At 34.2% G+C, this 19,690-nt stretch carries 19 protein-coding genes, 1 pseudogene and 1 riboswitch; of the genes and pseudogenes, 15 read left to right on the top strand and 5 right to left on the bottom strand.

All coding sequences use genetic code 11. The features are described from left to right. Positions 1-31 precede the first annotated feature (31 nt). A complete protein-coding gene (locus tag AC1FXP_RS13410; RefSeq protein WP_480062175.1) occupies positions 32-1,282 on the bottom strand; it encodes an adenosylhomocysteinase in 1,251 nt (416 codons plus the stop codon). Positions 1,283-1,490: 208 nt separating this feature from the next. Between AC1FXP_RS13410 and AC1FXP_RS13405 the strand changes: the two genes are divergently transcribed. Beyond that, positions 1,491-1,736 carry a YrhC family protein gene (locus AC1FXP_RS13405; RefSeq protein WP_480062173.1) on the top strand — a complete coding sequence of 82 codons (246 nt, stop codon included), beginning with the start codon at positions 1,491-1,493 and terminating at the stop codon, positions 1,734-1,736. 84 nt (positions 1,737-1,820) lie between these two features. Here AC1FXP_RS13405 and AC1FXP_RS13400 read toward each other — a convergent pair whose 3' ends face one another. Then, positions 1,821-2,441, bottom strand: coding sequence for an NUDIX hydrolase (locus AC1FXP_RS13400; protein ID WP_480062171.1), 621 nt, complete (start codon positions 2,439-2,441; stop codon positions 1,821-1,823). A gap of 444 nt (positions 2,442-2,885) precedes the next feature. On the opposite strand from AC1FXP_RS13400, the gene AC1FXP_RS13395 reads away from it, so the two are divergent. Together AC1FXP_RS13395 and sigK are read left to right on the top strand one after the other, a co-directional pair. Then, positions 2,886-4,025, top strand: coding sequence for a M20 family metallopeptidase (locus tag AC1FXP_RS13395; protein WP_480062169.1), 1,140 nt, complete (start codon positions 2,886-2,888; stop codon positions 4,023-4,025). Positions 4,026-4,209: 184 nt separating this feature from the next. Next, positions 4,210-4,917, top strand: coding sequence for an RNA polymerase sporulation sigma factor SigK (gene sigK / locus AC1FXP_RS13390; protein WP_480062167.1), 708 nt, complete (start codon positions 4,210-4,212; stop codon positions 4,915-4,917). Between the two features lie 704 nt (positions 4,918-5,621). On the opposite strand, the gene AC1FXP_RS13385 is transcribed toward sigK, so the two are convergent. Next, positions 5,622-6,500 carry an AraC family transcriptional regulator gene (locus AC1FXP_RS13385; protein ID WP_480062165.1) on the bottom strand — a complete coding sequence of 293 codons (879 nt, stop codon included), beginning with the start codon at positions 6,498-6,500 and terminating at the stop codon, positions 5,622-5,624. Between the two features lie 113 nt (positions 6,501-6,613). Here AC1FXP_RS13385 and AC1FXP_RS13380 point away from each other — a divergent pair, with 113 nt between their 5' ends. From AC1FXP_RS13380 to AC1FXP_RS13350, 7 genes and pseudogenes are all read left to right on the top strand, one after another. Then, entirely contained in the window at positions 6,614-8,278 is a 1,665-nt protein-coding gene (locus AC1FXP_RS13380; protein WP_480062163.1) for a glycoside hydrolase family 13 protein, read from the top strand. Further along, positions 8,271-9,692 (top strand): sucrose-specific PTS transporter subunit IIBC, encoded by a 1,422-nt coding sequence (locus AC1FXP_RS13375; protein WP_480062161.1) that lies wholly within the window; start codon positions 8,271-8,273, stop codon positions 9,690-9,692. The genes AC1FXP_RS13380 and AC1FXP_RS13375 overlap by 8 nt, the downstream gene beginning before the upstream one ends. 537 nt (positions 9,693-10,229) lie before the next feature. Further along, positions 10,230-10,610: pseudogene (locus tag AC1FXP_RS13370) on the top strand (sigma-70 family RNA polymerase sigma factor); the annotation flags it as partial. A gap of 586 nt (positions 10,611-11,196) precedes the next feature. After that, a complete protein-coding gene (locus AC1FXP_RS13365; protein WP_480062159.1) occupies positions 11,197-11,436 on the top strand; it encodes an ion channel in 240 nt (79 codons plus the stop codon). Between the two features lie 290 nt (positions 11,437-11,726). Continuing rightward, complete coding sequence (locus AC1FXP_RS13360) at positions 11,727-12,155, top strand: hypothetical protein (RefSeq protein WP_480062157.1); 429 nt, start codon at positions 11,727-11,729, stop codon at positions 12,153-12,155. A 64-nt stretch (positions 12,156-12,219) separates the two neighbouring features. Beyond that, a riboswitch (cyclic di-AMP (ydaO/yuaA leader) is annotated at positions 12,220-12,365 on the top strand. 22 nt (positions 12,366-12,387) lie between these two features. Continuing rightward, the gene (locus AC1FXP_RS13355) at positions 12,388-13,092 is read left to right on the top strand and encodes a potassium channel family protein (protein WP_480062454.1); all 705 of its coding nucleotides are present in this window, start codon (positions 12,388-12,390) and stop codon (positions 13,090-13,092) included. 48 nt (positions 13,093-13,140) lie between these two features. Then, positions 13,141-14,493 carry a TrkH family potassium uptake protein gene (locus tag AC1FXP_RS13350; RefSeq protein ID WP_480062155.1) on the top strand — a complete coding sequence of 451 codons (1,353 nt, stop codon included), beginning with the start codon at positions 13,141-13,143 and terminating at the stop codon, positions 14,491-14,493. 189 nt (positions 14,494-14,682) lie between these two features. Here AC1FXP_RS13350 and AC1FXP_RS13345 read toward each other — a convergent pair whose 3' ends face one another. Then, positions 14,683-14,961, bottom strand: a complete 279-nt coding sequence (locus tag AC1FXP_RS13345; RefSeq protein ID WP_480062153.1) for a hypothetical protein — start codon at positions 14,959-14,961, stop codon at positions 14,683-14,685. A 684-nt stretch (positions 14,962-15,645) separates the two neighbouring features. On the opposite strand from AC1FXP_RS13345, the gene AC1FXP_RS13340 reads away from it, so the two are divergent. After that, positions 15,646-15,801, top strand: a complete 156-nt coding sequence (locus AC1FXP_RS13340; protein ID WP_480062151.1) for a DUF4083 family protein — start codon at positions 15,646-15,648, stop codon at positions 15,799-15,801. A 101-nt stretch (positions 15,802-15,902) separates the two neighbouring features. Next, entirely contained in the window at positions 15,903-16,625 is a 723-nt protein-coding gene (locus AC1FXP_RS13335) for a TolB-like translocation protein (protein ID WP_480062149.1), read from the top strand. A gap of 430 nt (positions 16,626-17,055) precedes the next feature. On the opposite strand, the gene AC1FXP_RS13330 is transcribed toward AC1FXP_RS13335, so the two are convergent. Then, on the bottom strand, positions 17,056-17,595 hold the full coding sequence (locus AC1FXP_RS13330; RefSeq protein ID WP_480062147.1) for a CBO0543 family protein: 540 nt from the start codon (positions 17,593-17,595) through the stop codon (positions 17,056-17,058). Positions 17,596-18,498: 903 nt separating this feature from the next. On the opposite strand from AC1FXP_RS13330, the gene AC1FXP_RS13325 reads away from it, so the two are divergent. The 3 genes from AC1FXP_RS13325 (at position 18,499) to AC1FXP_RS13315 (ending at position 19,626) form a co-directional block, all read left to right on the top strand. Then, positions 18,499-18,843, top strand: a complete 345-nt coding sequence (locus AC1FXP_RS13325; protein WP_480062145.1) for a hypothetical protein — start codon at positions 18,499-18,501, stop codon at positions 18,841-18,843. Positions 18,844-18,989: 146 nt separating this feature from the next. Then, complete coding sequence (locus AC1FXP_RS13320) at positions 18,990-19,196, top strand: helix-turn-helix transcriptional regulator (protein WP_480062143.1); 207 nt, start codon at positions 18,990-18,992, stop codon at positions 19,194-19,196. 40 nt (positions 19,197-19,236) lie between these two features. Next, the gene (locus AC1FXP_RS13315) at positions 19,237-19,626 is read left to right on the top strand and encodes a hypothetical protein (protein WP_480062141.1); all 390 of its coding nucleotides are present in this window, start codon (positions 19,237-19,239) and stop codon (positions 19,624-19,626) included. The last annotated feature ends 64 nt before the right edge of the window (positions 19,627-19,690 follow it).

Here is a 19,690-nt window from a genome sequence, read left to right as displayed (position 1 = left end):
CAACACTTGTACGAAGGGGGCTTCAAGTTAGTTAATCTATTTTCCAACTCTCGAGATATACTTTTTGTTCATCCGTTAATGAGTCAATGCCAATACCTAACGCTTCTAGTTTTAATTTAGCGACTTGTTTGTCTAGTTCATAAGGAACAGTAATAATGTGATTACCAATCTCTTTGTACTTTTCATTAACATAAGCTAAAGATACCGCCTGTAAAGCAAAGGTCATATCCATAATCTCAGCAGGGTGACCATCTCCTGCACCTAGGTTGACTAAACGCCCCTCTGCAAGTAAATAGAGTTTACGTCCGTCTTTCATTACATACTCTTCAATGTTTTTACGAACCTCGCGCTTTGAAGTGGATAATGCAGCAAGGTCATGCTTGTTAACCTCTACATCAAAATGCCCCGCATTAGCAAGAATTGCCCCATCTTTCATCACTTCTAAATGCTCGCGACGTATAACATATTGGTTTCCTGTAACGGCAATAAAATAATCGCCAACTTTTGCAGCTTCTACTAACGGCATAACTTCAAAGCCATCCATATAAGCTTCAATCGCTTTAATGCTATCTACTTCAGTAACGATTACCTTGGCACCTAGCCCTTTAGCACGCATAGCAACGCCACGTCCGCACCAGCCATAACCAACGACAACGACTGTTTTTCCTGCTACAACTAAATTTGTTGTACGGTTAATGCTATCCCAAACAGATTGTCCAGTTCCATAACGGTTATCGAAGAGATGTTTACAATATCCATCATTAACGGCGATCATTGGGAAAGGAAGATCACCTGATTTTTCTAATGCTTTATCTCTAATCACTCCAGTCGTTGTCTCTTCACAACCACCACGAATATTCTTAATTAAGTCAGGGCGTTCTGAATGAAGGAGTGTTGTAAAGTCTCCACCATCGTCAATGATTAAATCTGGTTCTACTTCAAGGGCCATAATTAAGTGTTGCTTAAATTCTTCTGGCTCCGGTTTATGCTTAGCAAAAACGGTAATCCCATCTTCAACTAAGGCAGCACAAACATCGTCCTGAGTAGAAAGAGGATTACTTCCCGCAATATACACATCGGCTCCTCCTGCTTTCACTACTTTAGCAAGATAAGCTGTCTTCGCTTCTAAATGAAGACAAATCGCTACTTTTAGCCCTTTGAAAGGCTGCGTAAGTTCAAATTCCTCACGAATGCGATTTAAGACAGGCATATGTTCTTTCACCCAATCAATTTTTAAATGCCCTTCAGGTGCAAGGCTCATTTCTCGTACAATACTTTTCATGTTTCATGTTCCTCCAATATATGTAGTTCAAACTAAAGATAATGATACCGTATTATGTGTAGAGATGAAAGCGTGTAGTGCTTGAAGCCAAAGTCTTAAGGTGAAAATGAAAACATTAAATTGGAATCCTCTTTCTAAATTAACAAACATTGCATCATCTATTCTTTTAAAAAGATGATAGAATGAATGGAGAGTAGGAGGAAGATAAATGGAAGATAAAAAATTAAAGCAACTTGAAGCGAAAGTAAAGGATTACAAACAGTTTGGTTTCATTCTATTGTCTTTAAGTATATTTCTGTTTATCGGGTTAGTGATTCCGACAGAGCATACGGTTATTACGGCACCTAGTTTAATTGTTAGCGGCATTTTTGTTGCGCTAGCACTAGCAGTTGTATTTAATCGTTTAGCAATGAATACCCAAAAGCAGATATATGAAGATAACAATCATTCATAAGATAGAAGAAGTGGACAGAGATTCAGCTGAGTTCACTTCTTTTTTGTTTTACAAAGTAAATCAAACACCAAGATGCCAGGTAGGCTATCTTGGTATGGTTATGTCTAAAAAATGACTTAAAATTCGTGCTGTTAATCCCCAAATTACATAGTCTTGGTAATAGTAGAAGTATTCAGGAATCTCATTATATCGATTGGAATAAGAGCGCTTATTAGGAACTTTATCTATTGGGAAACCTGCACCAGGTTCAAACCACAATTTCATCGAATGAACGTCCGGTTCATGCTCGTACAAATAGGAGAGTGGAACTGTAAAAGTGTGATCGACTTCATCATGGTTGATTTTTAATTCATCAAGGTTTTGTAAGTCACCTATAAAAGGATAAATAACACCACGGAATGGCGTGACAAGTATATCAAGTGGAGCGATAATATTTATATGCTTTTCAGATATGCCTATTTCCTCCGTTAATTCACGAATAGCAGCTGCTTCTGGTGTCGGATCAGTTGTATCAATTCTTCCTCCTGGAAAGCAAATTTCACCAGGCTGTTTCGTTAATTTTTTAGAGCGCACTTCAAACAGGACTGACAATTCATCCTTTACATAAACCAAAGGAACAATAACAGCAGACTGCATTGCCTGTGATCCAAGAATGCCACTTTTTCTATATGAAAGTTGCCTCTTTATTGCAGAAAGTTCATTCATTAAGAAACCTCCTTATAATATTGAAGTAAAAGTAACGTAAGTCAGGTAGGCAGTATCAAATTACGTAGATAATATATATTATACAGCATTAATAGAAGATAGCAGTTTATAGATAGGCTTTGCAAGCTCCTAAAAGTGTGAATAGATTTACCGAAATATGACAATTAAGAAGTTTTCTGTAAGGAAATGTTACATAAATGCTGTAAACAGGTTCAGAGTAAGGTACATTAATTACAGGAAAGGTCATTGACCTAGCTTCCAAAAATGTTCTCTCTACTCTCCCCCATTGCGAGCGGTTCAATTGAATCGCTCAATTTTTTTGATTTGTGTAATTGACATTGATAACATGTATAATTTGGAACTAGACGAATGTTACTTGCAAAAAGAGTTGAAATACATGAAAATAATAGTAGCAAATGGAATTAGGGTAAGGGGAAGGGCAAGATGGACGTTCATTTTAAAGAGAAAGAGATGCTTGGTTTACTAGAGAAATTAGTTAATATAGATAGTGGTTCATATTATAAAACGGGTGTTGATCAAATTGGAAAGATACTTTCGCCTTATTTTACTGAGCTAGGCTTTGATATTCAAAGGGTGAAGCAGAATGAGGTTGGCGACCATTTGATCCTTCGTCATTCAGAAAAGCAGAAGTCCTCTATTTTGATTGTTGCTCATATGGATACAGTGTTTGAAGAAGGGACGGCCAAGGCACGTCCTTTTTCAATAAAAGACGAACGTGCTTATGGTCCTGGTGTCATTGATATGAAGGCAAGTCTTGTGTCCGTTATTTATGCACTACGCTATTTAAAAGACATAGGTTCAGAAGCTTATAAAGATGTTCAAGTAATCTTAAATAGTGATGAAGAAACAGGATCGTTGACATCCAGACCAATTATTGAAAAAGAAGCAATTGGAAAGTCATATGCACTTATTATGGAGCCAGCTAGAAGGGATGGTTCCGTAGTGACGGAACGTCGTGGTAGTGGTCGATTTACGATTGAAGTTCATGGGAAGGCTGCTCATTCAGGAATAGAACCTGAAAAAGGGAGAAGTGCGATTGAAGAGCTTGCTCATAAGATTGTAAAATTACATGAATTAAACGATCACGAACAGGGGATTTCCGTCAATGTTGGGATTATAGAAGGTGGAGATGCAGTTAATACAGTTTCAGCTATGGCCGTTGGACATATTGACGTTAGAGTCGCTACTTTACAACAAGCAGAAGAAATGGAACATAAAATAGAGAAAGTTTGCGCCTCTTCTGATGTTAGTGGGACAGAAATTGAACTAACAGGTGACATGAGAAGACCTCCGATGTTAAAAAATAAGAAAATTGAAGAACTTTTTCAGATCGTCAGAAATGTTGCTGCAGAGTTAGGGATTGACTTAAAAGATACAAAAACTGGTGGAGGTTCAGATGCTTCTTTTACTTCAGCAATGGGGATCCCGACAATTGATGGACTAGGGCCTATAGGTGGGCATGCTCATAGTGAGAAGGAATACTTAGTTATTTCGTCTCTAACAGAAAGAACGTTATTATTAGCTAAGGTAATAAAACGGTTAGTAAGCGAAAAAATTAATTAATTGGACTTAAGAGAGAGAACCTTTTGCATGTATTTGCAAAAGGCTCTCTCTTTTTGATTCCTTTAAAAACAAAAGTAAGATAAATATATAAAATAGACAAAATCACACTTTATTTTTGTTGTACAGACACGACCAAGCCCAGTTTTACATAGTGTTATAGTAACGACATTATGGGGGTGATGAGATGTCAACATTAATTGCAGCGATTTCTTATTTATTTAAGGAAGTTATCGTTTTCGTATCATATGTGAAAAATAACGCCTTCCCACAGCCACTCAAAAAAGATGAAGAACGTAAATACTTAAAGCTTATGCAGGAGGGTGATGAACGAGCACGCGACCTTCTAATTGAACATAACCTACGTTTGGTGGCTCATATCGTCAAGAAATTTGAAAATACAAGGGAAGATACGGAAGATCTCATCTCAATTGGAACGATCGGATTAATTAAGGCTATAGAAAGCTATTCTGATGGAAAAGGGACAAAGCTGGCAACTTATGCTGCACGATGTATTGAAAATGAAATTCTTATGCACTTACGAGCCTTAAAGAAGGTCAAGAAGGATGTTTCCCTGCACGATCCGATTGGAACGGATAAAGAGGGGAATGAGATCACGTTGATTGATGTTCTTCAAGAGGAAGGCGAAGATATTGTTGATGTGATCCAAACGAATATGGAGAAGACGCAGATTTATAAGTTCATCCATGTCTTAGATGAGCGTGAAAAAGAAGTCATTGTGGGACGATTTGGTTTGAATTTAGAAGAAGAGCGCACCCAGCGTGAGATCGCAAAAGAATTGGGGATCTCTAGAAGCTATGTTTCTCGTATTGAAAAACGAGCGTTAATGAAGCTGTTTCATGAGTTTTATAAGCAGAGTCAAGGGAAAGGCTAATTAGAATATTGAAAAGAAGGGCGATCGAGAGAATCAGGTCGTCCTTCTTTTAATTTGTATGAACAGGTTTAAAGTAAAAGAACCATTTTCACCAAGGAATAAATATCAGGCTAACCTTATTTACGAACGAGCAGTAATGTTGAAGTTATCGGAAATCACACATTCTTTTGTGTAGAGGATATGGAGAGGCTAATAAAAGTATCCAGTTGTTGAATGCTTTTATTGTATTATTAAAATATTTATTCATAGAGGTGTTCTAAAATTAATTCAATCTTTTTAAAAATGTTAGAAGGTTTTTGGAATGAACAGGATGAAGAGATACTTTCATTGTCTAAATAATAAACTAAGTGAAATCCTATTCATTAGAAAGCCAGAAAAAGAGCAGCTATAGCGCTGCCAACACCTACAGCTCTTTTCATTTTTATTCTTCTTCTCAAGCAGTAAAATTATCTGTAACTGATTGGGTATGTGTGGAACATTTTATTGAAGTAATTGGTGCGTTCCCTACATGAAGGGACGCATTTTTTGCAACAACAAAAAAGAAATTAATGTTAAATTAAAGGGCAGTAATGTGGAATTAGAAAATCGTCATTATATACTGCGGAGTAGACTAAATACTACGCAGCAAATGTCCTCATTTTAGCCGACTTTGTGAAAGAATGTAACTAACGAGGTTAATTAAAGTATGATCAATACTCTTATTATTATTTTGAAATATCTCGCACATCAAATTTCTTTCTATATTGGGATGGAGAATATCGCTTATGCTCTTTAAACTTCCGAATGAAATAGCTGAAATTTTCAAAACCAACCATAAAGGAAATATCCAAGACTTTTAGATTACTGCTTTTTAATAACTCAGCTGCTTTTTCACATCGATATTCATTTATATAGGTAATAGGTGTTCTGCCAATTACCTCATGAAAATATTTTGAGAAATAGTTTTTATTCATATTTAAAAGAGAGGCTAAGTCTTCAAGTAATATTTTTTTATCGTAATTATCCTGGATATAGGTAATTACTTTTTTTATATTTTCCTGTTTTTCTTTCACATTTGTTTGTAGTTTCAAAAAAAGGTTTCTTTCAAAAAGTGCAAAAATAATTTCGAGTAACGTGATCTTAATATTTAATGCAGAGAGTTCAGATACGGATTTGTTTATTTCAATAATTTTTATTAATTTATCAGCAATATCATTTTTAAATTTTCCTTCAATCTGAACGAAAGAAGGAAAACGTAAAAATCCTTTTGTTATAGGTTTTATTATAGAATTTTGGCTCGTATCGGGATAGTCAAAATTTAATATCTGTGGGTGAAATACGATAGCATGATGGATCGAGGGACCTGTTGAGGAAACTTGGTGCAAGTCCCCAGAATTAATAAAAATAAACTGCCCCTTCGTTACTTGTACTATTTCTGAATTAATGATAACTTCCATCACTCCGTCCTCAACAAAGATAAATTCTAATTCCTCATGCCAATGATAGCCTACATGATAATCTTTTTCTCTAACCTTACTGTAAACGTGAAATGGAAATAATGGAGTACCATGAATTGAGTTTTCTTTTAACGATGACTTTTTCATAATAAATCCCCTAAAGTGAAAATAGTGTTACTTTTTTTATGAAAGTGCAAGAAGTAATAGTTCGTAATCATTATACTGAACTTGTAAGCGCAACACAAAGGGGAGGATTTAAAATGAAAAAAACAAAGCAAAATTGGTGGCATAAAAGTGTTATTTATCAAATATATCCTCGCAGCTTTTATGATAGTAATGGTGACGGAATTGGCGATTTACAGGGGATTATAAGCAAATTAAATTATTTAAAAAAATTAGGGATAGATGTCATTTGGTTAAGTCCAGTTTATAAGTCTCCCAATGTAGATAATGGTTATGATATTAGTGATTACTACTCCATTTTATCGGAATATGGAACAATGGAAGATATGAATAAATTGCTACTTGAAAGCGAAAAAAGAGGCATAAAAATCATTATGGATCTAGTAGTAAACCACACTTCAGATCAGCATCCTTGGTTCATTGAAGCAAAAAAATCGAAAGATAATCCTTATAGAGATTATTATATTTGGCGTGACCCTGTGAATGGTCAGGTGCCAAATGAACTAAAATCTAATTTTGGCGGTTCAGCCTGGGAGTATGATAAAAATACAAACCAGTATTATTTACATTTCTATAGCAAAGAGCAACCTGATTTGAATTGGGAACATGAAGAAATGAAAAAGAGTATCTGGGATATGATGAATTATTGGATTGATAAAGGTATTAGTGGTTTTAGAATGGACGTTATTGATTTAATTGGGAAGGACCCAGATCAACAAATAAAAGAAAACGGTCCCAAACTACATGAATATTTGCAAGAAATGTATAAAGAGACTTTTGGGAAGCATGATTTATTAACTGTCGGAGAAACATGGGGAGCTACAACTGAAAATGCTAAATTATACTCCGACCCTGAACGTGAAGAATTAAATATGGTCTTTCAATTTGAACATTTGCAATTGGATAAGATACCTGGAAAGCAAAGATGGGACTTAAAGAAATTAGAATTAATAGAATTAAAACAAGTGTTAAGTAAATGGCAGTATGCTCTAGATCAAAATGGTTGGAATAGTCTTTTCTGGAATAACCACGACTTACCACGGATTGTATCTAGGTGGGGGAATGATCGTGAGTATCGGGTAGAATCGGCAAAAATGTTAGCAACATTATTACATGGAATGAAGGGCACACCATATGTTTACCAAGGAGAAGAAATTGGTATGACGAATGCTGCTTTTGATTCGATTGATGATTATATAGATATTGAAACTCAAAATATTTACAAAGAACGACTAGCTGCTGGTTTTAGCGAAGAAGAAATAATGAAATCGTTTTATATGAAAGCAAGAGACAATGCTAGAACCCCAATGCAATGGTCTAATGATATAAATGCAGGTTTTTCTACAGGGAAACCATGGATGAAACTCAATCCTAATTACACATTTATTAACGTTGAAAGCGCAATTAATGATTCAGAGTCCATCTTCTATCACTATCAAAAATTAATTAAGATGAGAAAGAATAATAAAACTCTTGTTTATGGTACTTATCAACTCTTAAATCCTGGTGATGAAAATATTTATGCGTATGAACGTATTTTAGGGGAAGAAAAGCTTTTAATTGTTTGTAACTTTTACGAACATGTTCAAGATTTTTCATATACAATTGCGACCAATGAAAATGTAGAAATTCTATTAAGTAATTATAATGACTCTAGTTTAGAAGTGAAGAATCTAACATTAAGACCATATGAAGCGATTATCTATAAAATACAACAAGAAAGGCTTGAGAAAAATGAGTAAAAAAATAGATCAAACAGCTCAACAAATTTTAGAAACGATTGGCGGACCAGAAAATATCATAAGTGCAGCCCATTGTGCCACTCGTCTACGTTTAGTATTGAAGGACGAATCAATAGTAAAAACGGAAGAATTAGGGAATATAGAACTCGTAAAAGGTCAATTTAGCAGCTCTGGACAATATCAAGTTATTATAGGGGCGGGCACTGTCAATGAAGTTTATGCTTCATTGATCAAACTCGCCAATATTACCGAATCAACTAAATCAGAAGTGAAAATAGAAGCGGACAAAAAAATGAATGTCGTTCAAAAGTTAGTTAAACTGCTATCTGACATTTTTGTACCTATTATTCCTGCCCTAGTTGCTGCAGGACTACTTATGGGTATAAATAATGTTTTAACTTCTCAAGGATTGTTTGTAGAAGGGAGGTCACTAATTGACCTTTACCCGCAAATTACAGACCTAGCTGATATGATTAATGTCTTTGCGAATGCAGCTTTTGTTTTTCTCCCTATATTAATTGGTTTTTCTGCGACGAAAATGTTTGGTGGGAATCCTTTTTTAGGAGCAGTTATGGGAATGATCATGGTACATCCCGCTCTTTTAAATGCATATGGATATGGTGATGCGGTACTTAATGATTCTGTCCCTGTTTGGAACATTTTTGGGTTAACAATTGAAAAAGTAGGGTATCAAGGTACTGTTTTCCCTATACTTGCTGCAGCATTTATCTTGGCCTGGACTGAGAAGAACTTGCGTAAAATTATTCCTTCCGTGCTCGATAACTTATTAACACCTTTACTAACTGTTTTCATTACAAGTTTTCTTACTTTCACTATTGTAGGCGGTATCATGAGGTCAGCTGGTGACCTTTTATCAGATGGTTTGGTATGGATTTACGATACACTTGGTTTGTTCGGAGGCGCTATTTTTGGCTTTATTATGGCGCCGCTAACATTAACAGGTATGCATCATAGTCTTCTCCCGATTGATATTCAGTTAATTGCAGCAGGAGGATCTTTCTTACTTGCCCTTGTAGCGTGTAACAACGTTGCTCAGGGAGGAGCAACGTTTGCTGCTATGCTCCTTACAAAAGATAAGAAAATGAAAAGTATTGCAGTGTCCTCAGGTATATCTGCGTTACTAGGAATTACAGAGCCTGCCATGTTTGGTGTAAATCTTAAGATGAAATATCCGTTTTATGCAGCGATGATCGGCTCGGCAATAGGGTGCTCTTATGCTGCGTTAGCTCAAATTACAAACGTAGCACCAGGACCAGCTGGCGTTATTGGATTTGTTACAATTGAAGCTGGTGGTGTTATTAACTTTATTATAGCTGTAACTATTTCTCTTATAGCATCATTCTTACTAACGATAATTATGTCTAAATCTAAAAGATTAAATAAAAGCTTATAAAATTATACGTCTTTTTCAAACCCTGTATAATCAGGCGTATCTTTAGAAAAGAGCGATCAAAAAAGATCGCTTTTTTCTTCAACGAACGGATGCTTATATTGAAGAAGTACAACTACCAAAACAAACTCATTTGCTGCACAGTCGTTCATGTATTTTAAAACCACAGATACACCACCGAGAATTAAAATAAGTATACTTTGTCTATACTGATTCTACGGCTAGAAGTTATTTTCATGGTAGTACAACCATACTGGGCCTAAAATAAAATTTATTTAACTATGTGAACTAATTAAAGTAACGGGAGCTTGAGATTAAAATGGATTCACAAAAAGCATTGGATTAAATCCAATGCTTTTCTAATGTTAAGTTTAAAGTTAACTATGCTTAAATTAGAACTACTATATTTGTCCGTAAATCATGTTCTCTTCTATTGTTTAAAAACAGTTAAAACCCATACCTGTTTTTGGTTATAAATTTCTTCCCAAAACCCCATAATGTAGCTGAATGAGGCTTTTAAAAAGACGCTCCTCTTCTGACATTAGAATAGAAATTCTTATGCACTTACGAGCCTTAAAGAAGGTTAAGAAGGATGTTTCCCTGCACGATCCGATTGGGACCGATAAAGAAGGAAATGAAATCACGTTGATTGATGTTCTTCAAGAGGAAGGCGAAGATATCGTTGATGTCATCCAAACGAATATGGAGAAGACGCAGATTTATAAGTTTATCCATGTCTTAGATGAGCGTGAAAAAGAAGTCATTGTGGGGCGCTTCGGCTTAAACTTGGAGGAAGAACGCACCCAGCGTGAGATCGCGAAAGAGCTTGGTATATCACGTAGTTATGTATCTAGAATTGAAAAAAGAGCGTTAATGAAACTGTTTCATGAGTTTTATAAGCAGAGTCAAGGGAAGGGTTAACTAGAATTATTAATAAGAAGGGTGATCGCGAGAATCAGGTCGTCCTTCTTTTAATTTGTATGAATAGGGTTTAAAGTAAAAGAACCATTTTAACCAAGGAATAAATATCGGGCTAATCTTATTTATAAACGAGTAAGGTTGAAGTTATCGGAAATCACACATTCTTTCGTGAAGAGGATATGGAGATGCCAATAAAAGCATCCAGTTGTTGGATACTTTTATTGTATTATCAAAAATAAATTTCATCTTTAATCATTGAGTTTTCCAAAATAAACTCAATCTTTTAAAGATGTTAGATGTTGTAATTAAAAGTAAGCTATGTTAAATAATATTTTTGATTTTATAACAAAAATTCAGGGAACTCTCGTTAGTCGTGGGTTCCCTTTTTATTTCACTAACACCTCCGCTACTTTAATTGTAACATTTCACAAATTATTATTTAGAGTAAAATCTCTCAAACCTTTTCCTATTCCAACACCTATAAGGGATGAATTTAATTCTTCCCTGTCTTAAAGTTGTTATCTTTATATTATTAGATTAGACAGGGAAATATAAAAAAATTGTAATTGCTAAAGGAGGTTATTAAATGCTGTTTATATTTGAAATCATGAAAATGACGGTCAGAATAAAAAAGTTAACCCTTCTGTTAACAACAGTCCTCTTCTTAATAATTAGCGCCTTCTTCATGCATTGGTTAGAACCAGAGATTTTTGTTACCCCTTTTATTGGGTTTTGGTATGTTATGACAACCGTCACAACAACAGGGTATGGAGACTTTGTGCCAGAAACCACAATCGGGCGTATTTTTGGACTTTTTTATATTTAGTCGGGATCGGTTTAATTGGGATTGTCATTGGAAAAATTGTTGAAGGTTTCGGTATATACCGCAAGTTAAAGGAGGAAGGGAAATTGAGATATAAAGGTAAGAATCATTATATCATCATCGGCTGGACGAATAAGGCAAAGCATACAATGAATGAGATAATGTAAATAGATGATTATGCCAAAATTCTAGTTATTGATTCGTTAGAAAAGGCTAATATCCTTGAAGCAAAAGCTGTTTTAATTTTCACGAGAGATAGGGAGTATAACCCTGTCACAGCAGATGGACAATCATTGTTAATCGTCTCATCTATTGAGAGTTATGCTATAGAAATGAATAAAGAAATTTATACTATTGTAGAGATTCTCAAAGAAAAATACATCTCAAATTTCGAGCATGCAAATGTTGATGAATTTATTATTGCAGATGAAGCATTATCTGACCTTATGGCTAAAGCTGCTGTTGATAAAGGATCAAGTAAACTGATTATGGAACTTCTAAGTAGAAGAAGTGGCGTTGACATACGAAAAATAAAGAAAAAGCAAATGTGGAAGACGTATAATGATGCTTTTGATGATTTAAAAAAGCTTGGAGCAAATTTAATCTCTGATAGAAATGACTTTAACATCCTCGCTAAATTGGAAGAGCGAATTCCTACTGAGGCAGAACTTTATGTCATTTGTAGTAAGGAAGCCTATGTAAAAATCATGGAAGTTCGTTAAAAAAATATGTATTGACATGTTCCATAAAGAGGAGTAAATTCACTAATAGTTAAAATTTATATAAAACCTTTATTCGCTTAATCATTTTGAGCGGGGGAACCATTTTTGGATGGATCATTTCCATCTTGGGGTGAATCTTACTTAGTAAGAGGGGATACTCTTAGTCCCTAATCCGACAGCTAACCTCGTAAGCGTTATAAAAGAGAAGGTTCTTTTGGGACCATTCTTTGTGATGGTCTTTTTTATTTGGAGAAAAAAGGAGAAGTTTGGATTGGCAGATAAAAAGAAACAATTCGCTGTTATTGGGTTAGGACGTTTTGGTGGTAGCATTTGTAAAGAATTATTTAGGATGGGCCATCAAGTGTTAGCGATTGACATCAATGAAGCAAAGGTTACTGAATTTTCCCAATATGCAACACACGCTGTTATAGCAAATTCTGCAGATGAAAAAGCTTTACTTTCCTTAGGGATCAGAAACTTTGAATATGTAGTTGTAGCGATCGGTGATGATATACAAACCAGTATACTAACAACACTTGTGTTAAAAGAATTGAATCTACCGAATGTATGGGTAAAAGCGCAAAATGTTTATCACCATAAAGTTCTAGAAAAGATAGGTGCTGACCGAATTATCCACCCAGAACACGATATGGGCATTCGGATTGCCCAACATCTAACCTCAGAGAAAATTGTAGACTATATTGAATTATCAAATGAGTATAGCATCGTTGAATTATTAGCAACAAGTAAAATTCATAATAAATCGCTTATTGATTTGAATATACGAGCTAAGTATGGGTGTACCATTCTCGCTATTAAACGTGGTGAGGATGTAAATGTTTCACCACTGCCAGATGAGGTCATTATTGAAAAGGACCTTCTCATTGTCATTGGACATAAGAATGACTTAAAACGTTTTGAAGATGAAGGATTGTAGATAAGGAAAAAACATGAAGTAAATAATATACCAAAGAAGGTTTTATATATGGCTAAAATAAAAGAGCATTTAAGTCATCTTTCAGCTGTTCAGATTATTGTTTTGTATTACGTTGTTGCTGTAATTGTTGCAATGGCTTTATTTAGCTTACCAATTGCACGAAATTCTGGAACGCAATGGGGGTTTATAGAAGCTCTCTTCACTGCTGTGAGTGCAGTAAGTGTAACAGGACTAACGGTTGTTTCGACCGCAGAAACCTTTAGTGTGCCAGGTACCTTTATTCTAGCTTTTGTACTACAATTTGGTGGAATTGGAATTATGACATTAGGAACATTTGTCTGGATGCTCTTTCGTCGAAAGATTGGATTACGAGAAAGACAATTGATCATGACCGATCAAAACCGCGGAGAAATGGCAGGATTGGTTATGGTCATGAAACAGATTTTGTTCATGATTCTAGCGATTGAGGCTATCGGGGCACTCATTCTTAGTATCCACTTTCTACAATATTTCCCTACTTGGCAAGAAGCATTTATTCAAGGTTTCTTTGCATCCGTAAGTGCAACAACCAATGCTGGCTTTGACATTACAGGAAGCTCCTTAGAGCCCTTTGCCCATGATTATTTTGTACAATTTGTAAATATAATTTTATTAGTGCTAGGTGCCATTGGCTTCCCTGTTCTAATTGAATTAAAAGAATTCCTGACGGCAAAAGAAAGACCATTTACTAAGCGCTTTTCGCTTTATACAAAGTTAACAACAACAACGTTTGGGTTACTGATTCTGGTTGGGTTTCTTGGAATCCTTTTATTAGAAAGGAATCATTTCTTCCTTGATAAATCATGGCATGAGACGTTTTTTTATGCTCTATTTCAATCTGTAACTACTAGAAATGGTGGATTAGCAACAATGGACATAGCAGAATTTTATATTCCTACACAGTTATTTTTGAGCGCCCTAATGTTTATTGGGGCATCGCCGAGTAGTGTAGGAGGGGGAATTCGAACCACTACTTTCGCTATCGTCATTTTGACTATTTATACCTTTGCTCGCGGAAAAAGTTCTATTAAACTATTTGGAAGAGAAATTGATCAAGAGGATATGTTAAAGTCCTTTATAGTTATTAGTGTAGCGATTATGCTTACTGCGTCAGCTGTCATATTTCTTGCCTATATTGAGCCATTTCCTTTAACCGCAATTATCTTCGAGGTTTGCTCGGCATTTGGAACTACAGGATTATCGATGGGAATTACTCCTGATCTAAGTACAGCTGGTAAATTAACGATCATCTTTCTAATGTTTGTCGGCCGAATTGGAGTATTTGCATTCTTATTTATCATTAGAGGAAAACTTACAGATGAGCATTATCATTATCCAAAAGAGAGAGTGATCATTGGGTAAGCAGTACCTAATGTATCTAATAGCCTTTAACTAAACTTAAAACAAATAAACCTTTATAGGGTCAATAAAAGATCTAATCTAAAGCCTGTAACATAGATTACATAGTAATCATAGTTACAGGTTTTTTTATTTACGCTTACTCTTAAATTAATGCCCCCTTTAGCACAATAAGCGTTTGGTAAAGTGCGGTTAAAGGTTTTCTTTCCTAACCAATTCAGTATTTTTATTATCTCTTTCGGCTTTCCAACCAAGCGGTAAATCCCATAAAGAAAAAAGAGAATTATCTATATCTATTATTTCTTCAAGAGTAACTATTCTGGCATTATCTGCATAAAGTCCAACTGACCTATCAAATTGCCACATTCCATCATCCTCATCTTGTGTTACATAAAGCACTGGCTTTTTCCCATCTAATATTTCTTTTAGTGTAATAACCATTGTGTTAGGGTAATCATTAAATTTATTCATAGTTACCTCTCCATTGAATTCAAATGCAATACTACCTTGTCGAACGGGCAGCATTCTGTAATAAAAGCTAAGTATGAATTATTACACTTAAACTATCGGGTGCGTTTCTGTGCAACATAAAAGGAAATTAATGTTAAAATCATAACAATGGTTATTCAAGTAACGGGGCAGAATACTTTAAGAAGGATTTTCCTTTTATTACCCATATTATAATTTGATTGTGTTATCGTTAAATGAAGTTGTAGAAAAGATGAAGGAGGTTTATGACATTTTATTCGGAACTTTATTGCCATTATTGTCAATTGTATTATCATTTGTCTATCCGTTGCTACTTGTAATTGGTTGTATTGTATGCTGGAAACGTTCTTTTAAAGTAGGCATTATCTTTTTCTTACTTATGATTTCTAATGAAATTTTCTTATTTTATGGAGTAAACTATTTAATTCAATTTCCATCAATAGTAACTTCTGTTTCTAAAATATTATTGTCTACTGCATTTTTAATTTTAATTGTAGGGCTATATCGTCGTAAGAAATTGGACTAAAGTGTGCATTCCTTCTACAAGGAGTGCTTATTTTTTCTTATTGAAGTAAAGGAGCAGGTTAATTTATTAAAGAACTTAGGATAATAACTCAAAGTCTTTAATAAATATGTTGAAATTTAGGTTGTTATGGAGGTGTTTAAATGGGAACTGCGATTTATCAGGTAATAGCTATTTTAATTCCTATTTCTATAATTCTTTTAGTTGCATGGTTTATTCGTTCATCCATAAGGAAGAGTAAACAGTTAAAGAGAATGGAACAAAAGTTAAACGAAATTGAAAATACTAAGGATAATTAGTATTGTTTTAACGGAAGCGTTCCTGCAATAGCAGCAGGAACGCTGTTTAACTAACGTGGCAGAAGAGGTTAAGAACAGACAAAAATATTGGAGGTGAAACCGTGAGGAATAATATAAATCTATGTATATTAATGGTTATTTTTATTTTGCTATTATTAGGATGTTCTCAAAAGGAAATAAAATATTATTCAAACCCATATGTCGTTAATTTTCAAGAAGTAATTGATGGTGCTGAAATAGGTGATTATCAGCTATCAACTGTAGATGGTGACATAATTATAAATGACAAAAATAATAAATTTGAGGTTTCATTACCTGAAAAGCATAGTACAATTCAAAGTTTGCATTTTTCATATGATAAACGATTTTTAGCTTATGATGTTATGGTGGAAAATGGAATGAAAATTTTTGTTATTAACTTAGAAACAGGTGAAAAGATTAATTTGTCCGAAACTATTGGTTATCAATACGATTATGATGGCTACCAATCACCTTTTGGGATTGCATGGGCACCTAACAAAAATTTACTTGCATTTATTGGTGGATATAATGATTCAGCCAGAATAGATTTATATCATTTTGAAATGGAAAAGGGTAAGCAAGCACCTGGAGGCTCATTTATATTTAAGAAAGTTTATGGGGTTAAATGGGATAGCTCAGGTGAATCAATTTATTATCTTGTTGATTCTTTTGAAGAGGAAAATATGTACCAACTTTATCAGACGGAATTAGAATCAGATAGCTACTTAATAGGTGGAGCAGTAAATGTTATTACTGAAATAAACCAGGAAGGTTTTAAAAATTGGCTAAATAAAGAGCAATGAGTAAACAACTTTATTCAGCTAACGGAGGCGTTCCTGTAATAACAGAGACGCATTTTTCATAAACAGCCAAAAGGAAATTATTGTTAAAATCCATACAACAGTTATTCAAGTAAACGAGCAGGTTGTTCAAGAAGAAGTGTAATTGTTTTAAGCTGTCCTAATTGCAATGTGTGAGGAGATTGATTATGTTCGTACTTTATTTGCTATTAGCAAGAGCTATTGATATTTTCATAACGGGTTCAGTTTTGGGAGGGAAAAAGTGAATTTACAAGCTAAATAACAGCCCAATTAGCATTCCTTTCTCAACCAAATTAACAGTGAAATCAGCATACAAAAAGCACAGATATAAATTTAATATCTGTGCTTTTACTCATATTCTCGTTCCTTACTCAACCAACGCCCTGTTTGTTGAACATGTAACGGAACAGAATTAATCCAGTTTACTAATTGGTATTTCAAAGTAAACAATTGACAAAATAATCAATACTAAAGCAGATAACCACGCCCAAAGAGGGTTAGTATGGTGAAGACGTATAACAGGAAGAGAGACGTACCAAAATAAGACTGTCCACCAAACGTTCCATCCATTGTGATAAGTTAGTATCGACGCTTTAACAAGAAGGGTTTCTATTACCGATAAGAAAACAACCCAGAATGTAATGTAGAAAAAAAGTTGAATAATTCGTGATTTATACTTATAAAACGTAAGAAAAAGTAAGCAAATAGAAGGTAAGATAAAAAAAGCTAAACGTAATTCTTGTATCGTACGATTTGGAAAGAGAAATGAGCTGTGAAACTTCCATAGTGGATAATTATGTGTAAGAAGAAAAACAATTAGACTTACAAAGCTTAAAAAAAGGATAGTTGGGTAGTATTTCTTCCAATTTCTCCAATCACCAAAGAGCCACGCTACTATTGGCAATAATATAGAAAGGGTCAATGGCATGTATGGACTAATGGTGGTTAACATTAATATGTCTCCCTAGTAAAATTTTTGGTTTATGAGTAGTAACTTCTGAGTCGTTTTAATTTTGTAACAAAACCCCTATTTAAGTTAAATTTATTTTCTGCACATTACGAAGATATTATTCTTATTCAACTATCCTGTTCTTATATGTAGTATAATTTTTGACCGTATTTAACGTAAATAACGATATAAAATCAGCCTATTATCTAACTTTTTTTACTTATTATATTGAGTAAATAATTATAGTTTTCAACGTAAACAACGATAGGACTTTACTTGGAGAGGTGGGTATGATAGGCTCGTTTGCCTGATGAAACTTTAGCTTCGCCCTTTCAAGACAAATCGTACCCATAGAGGCTCCAAGTCAAGTCCTTAAACGCTTATCTGTGGTAAAATGTAAACATAGATAAAAGTGCTTTCTATCAATATTTTTAGGACTGATACTATATATAACTGCCCGCTAGTTGAATAAACCTCGTTAGCATTTTAACATAAAATCCCAAAAAACCTTTAGTGAGACATACGTTAAATAACATCCAAAATAACAGGCATTTTAACATATTTTTAACCAGCGGCTAATAGCGAATAGTCACTCGTTAATTAACATGTTAATAGCTATGCTAGCAACCAAACCTATCATACCCACCGCTCCAAATAAAGTCCTATCCTTTTGTACGTTGAATACTGTAAAAAATTACTGTATATAATGTGTCCACGAAGTTAGAAAACAGCCATTTTTAGTATCTATAAAAACTTTGAATACGGTGGGAAAGCATACTGTAGATAAGTGTGCGAATGCTGAACAAGGGTATTCCCTTTTCCTTGTTGAATTAAAGGAGCAGTAGAGCTTAAAAAGCAGGAAATAGATACAAAAAATGTAAATGTAAGGTTGAAAGGGGGATAACAATGAAATACATAAAATTGCTATCATCAATCATTGTAATATTATTATTCGTTATAGGTTGCTCTATCGGAGATTTATCAGAGGAAGAAGCTACTACTATTGCTCTTGATTTTGCAAAAAACAATGCAGTTGAAAACAATTTAAACATTTCTACAAATGAATTAAAGGTTATTCAAACTGAAAGAGTAGATAAAATGAATAACTGGGTTATTTATATCAACTATCCAGATACTCGAGGTTCTGATGATGTAAAACTTTCACCAGCTGGATGGGTTTCTGTTTCCGATAATAAAAAGGTTTTAGGGTACGATTTTGCTTTGTGGGGTGGAGGACATAAACAAGATTAGTTCAACTAACGGAGGCTATAACAAAAATTTTTAATGATGAACTTGGTTATCTATTTAACCAGGTTCTTTTTTATATGTGTGTAAAGTACACTTTACAGTAAAGTTTCCTTTACGTTAATATGGTATATAGAAAGGATTGTATATATATGAAAAATCGTATGAAACAAATAAGGCAGGATAATGGAATTTCTCAGGAACGAATGGCAGAAATGTTAGGTGTGTCTCGACAGACAATTATTTCAATTGAAAAAGGGCGTTACAACCCTTCATTACCTCTCGCTATTCAAATTGCTCGTTGTTTTAACACGATTGTAGAAAAAGTTTTTCTTTTAGAAGATGAAGAAGCAGAGTAGTTTAACCAGGTTATATTTACCTTAATAGGAGGGTGTTTTCATGCAAATGAGTAGTAAAGCAGGAAGAAGGTTTTTCTTAATATTTGGCTTTCTATTCTTATTTTATAGTCTGTTAATAGGTTTTGCGAGTATATCAACAGGGGCTTTCTTTGTAGGACATGAACTTGTTTTCTTAGGTACAACAGTTATGGCTTTTTGCCTATCATATCTATACCCGCAATTTAAGGAAAATGATGAACGTTCAAAAAAAATCAGAGAAAGAGGCATGTTTTTTAGTTATTTTTTTATTTTGGGTTATATGGTTATTCTTATGCCACTTTTACAATTTGAAATCATTGACTTAAATGGATATCAGACAGTTAGTTTATTAGCAACATTAACAATAATAACCGTATTCACTTCATTTGTTGTATTGTCAAGACGTTACTAACGAATTGTTCACTGTTGTGCTAACGGGGGCAATCCTTGAGTAAGCAGGGATTGCTCTTTTTCTT

Source organism: Halalkalibacter sp. HAAS-P013, assembly GCF_056619925.1.
Note: the sequence above shows the minus strand (reverse complement) of the source record. Positions and strands in the feature narration are given on the sequence as shown.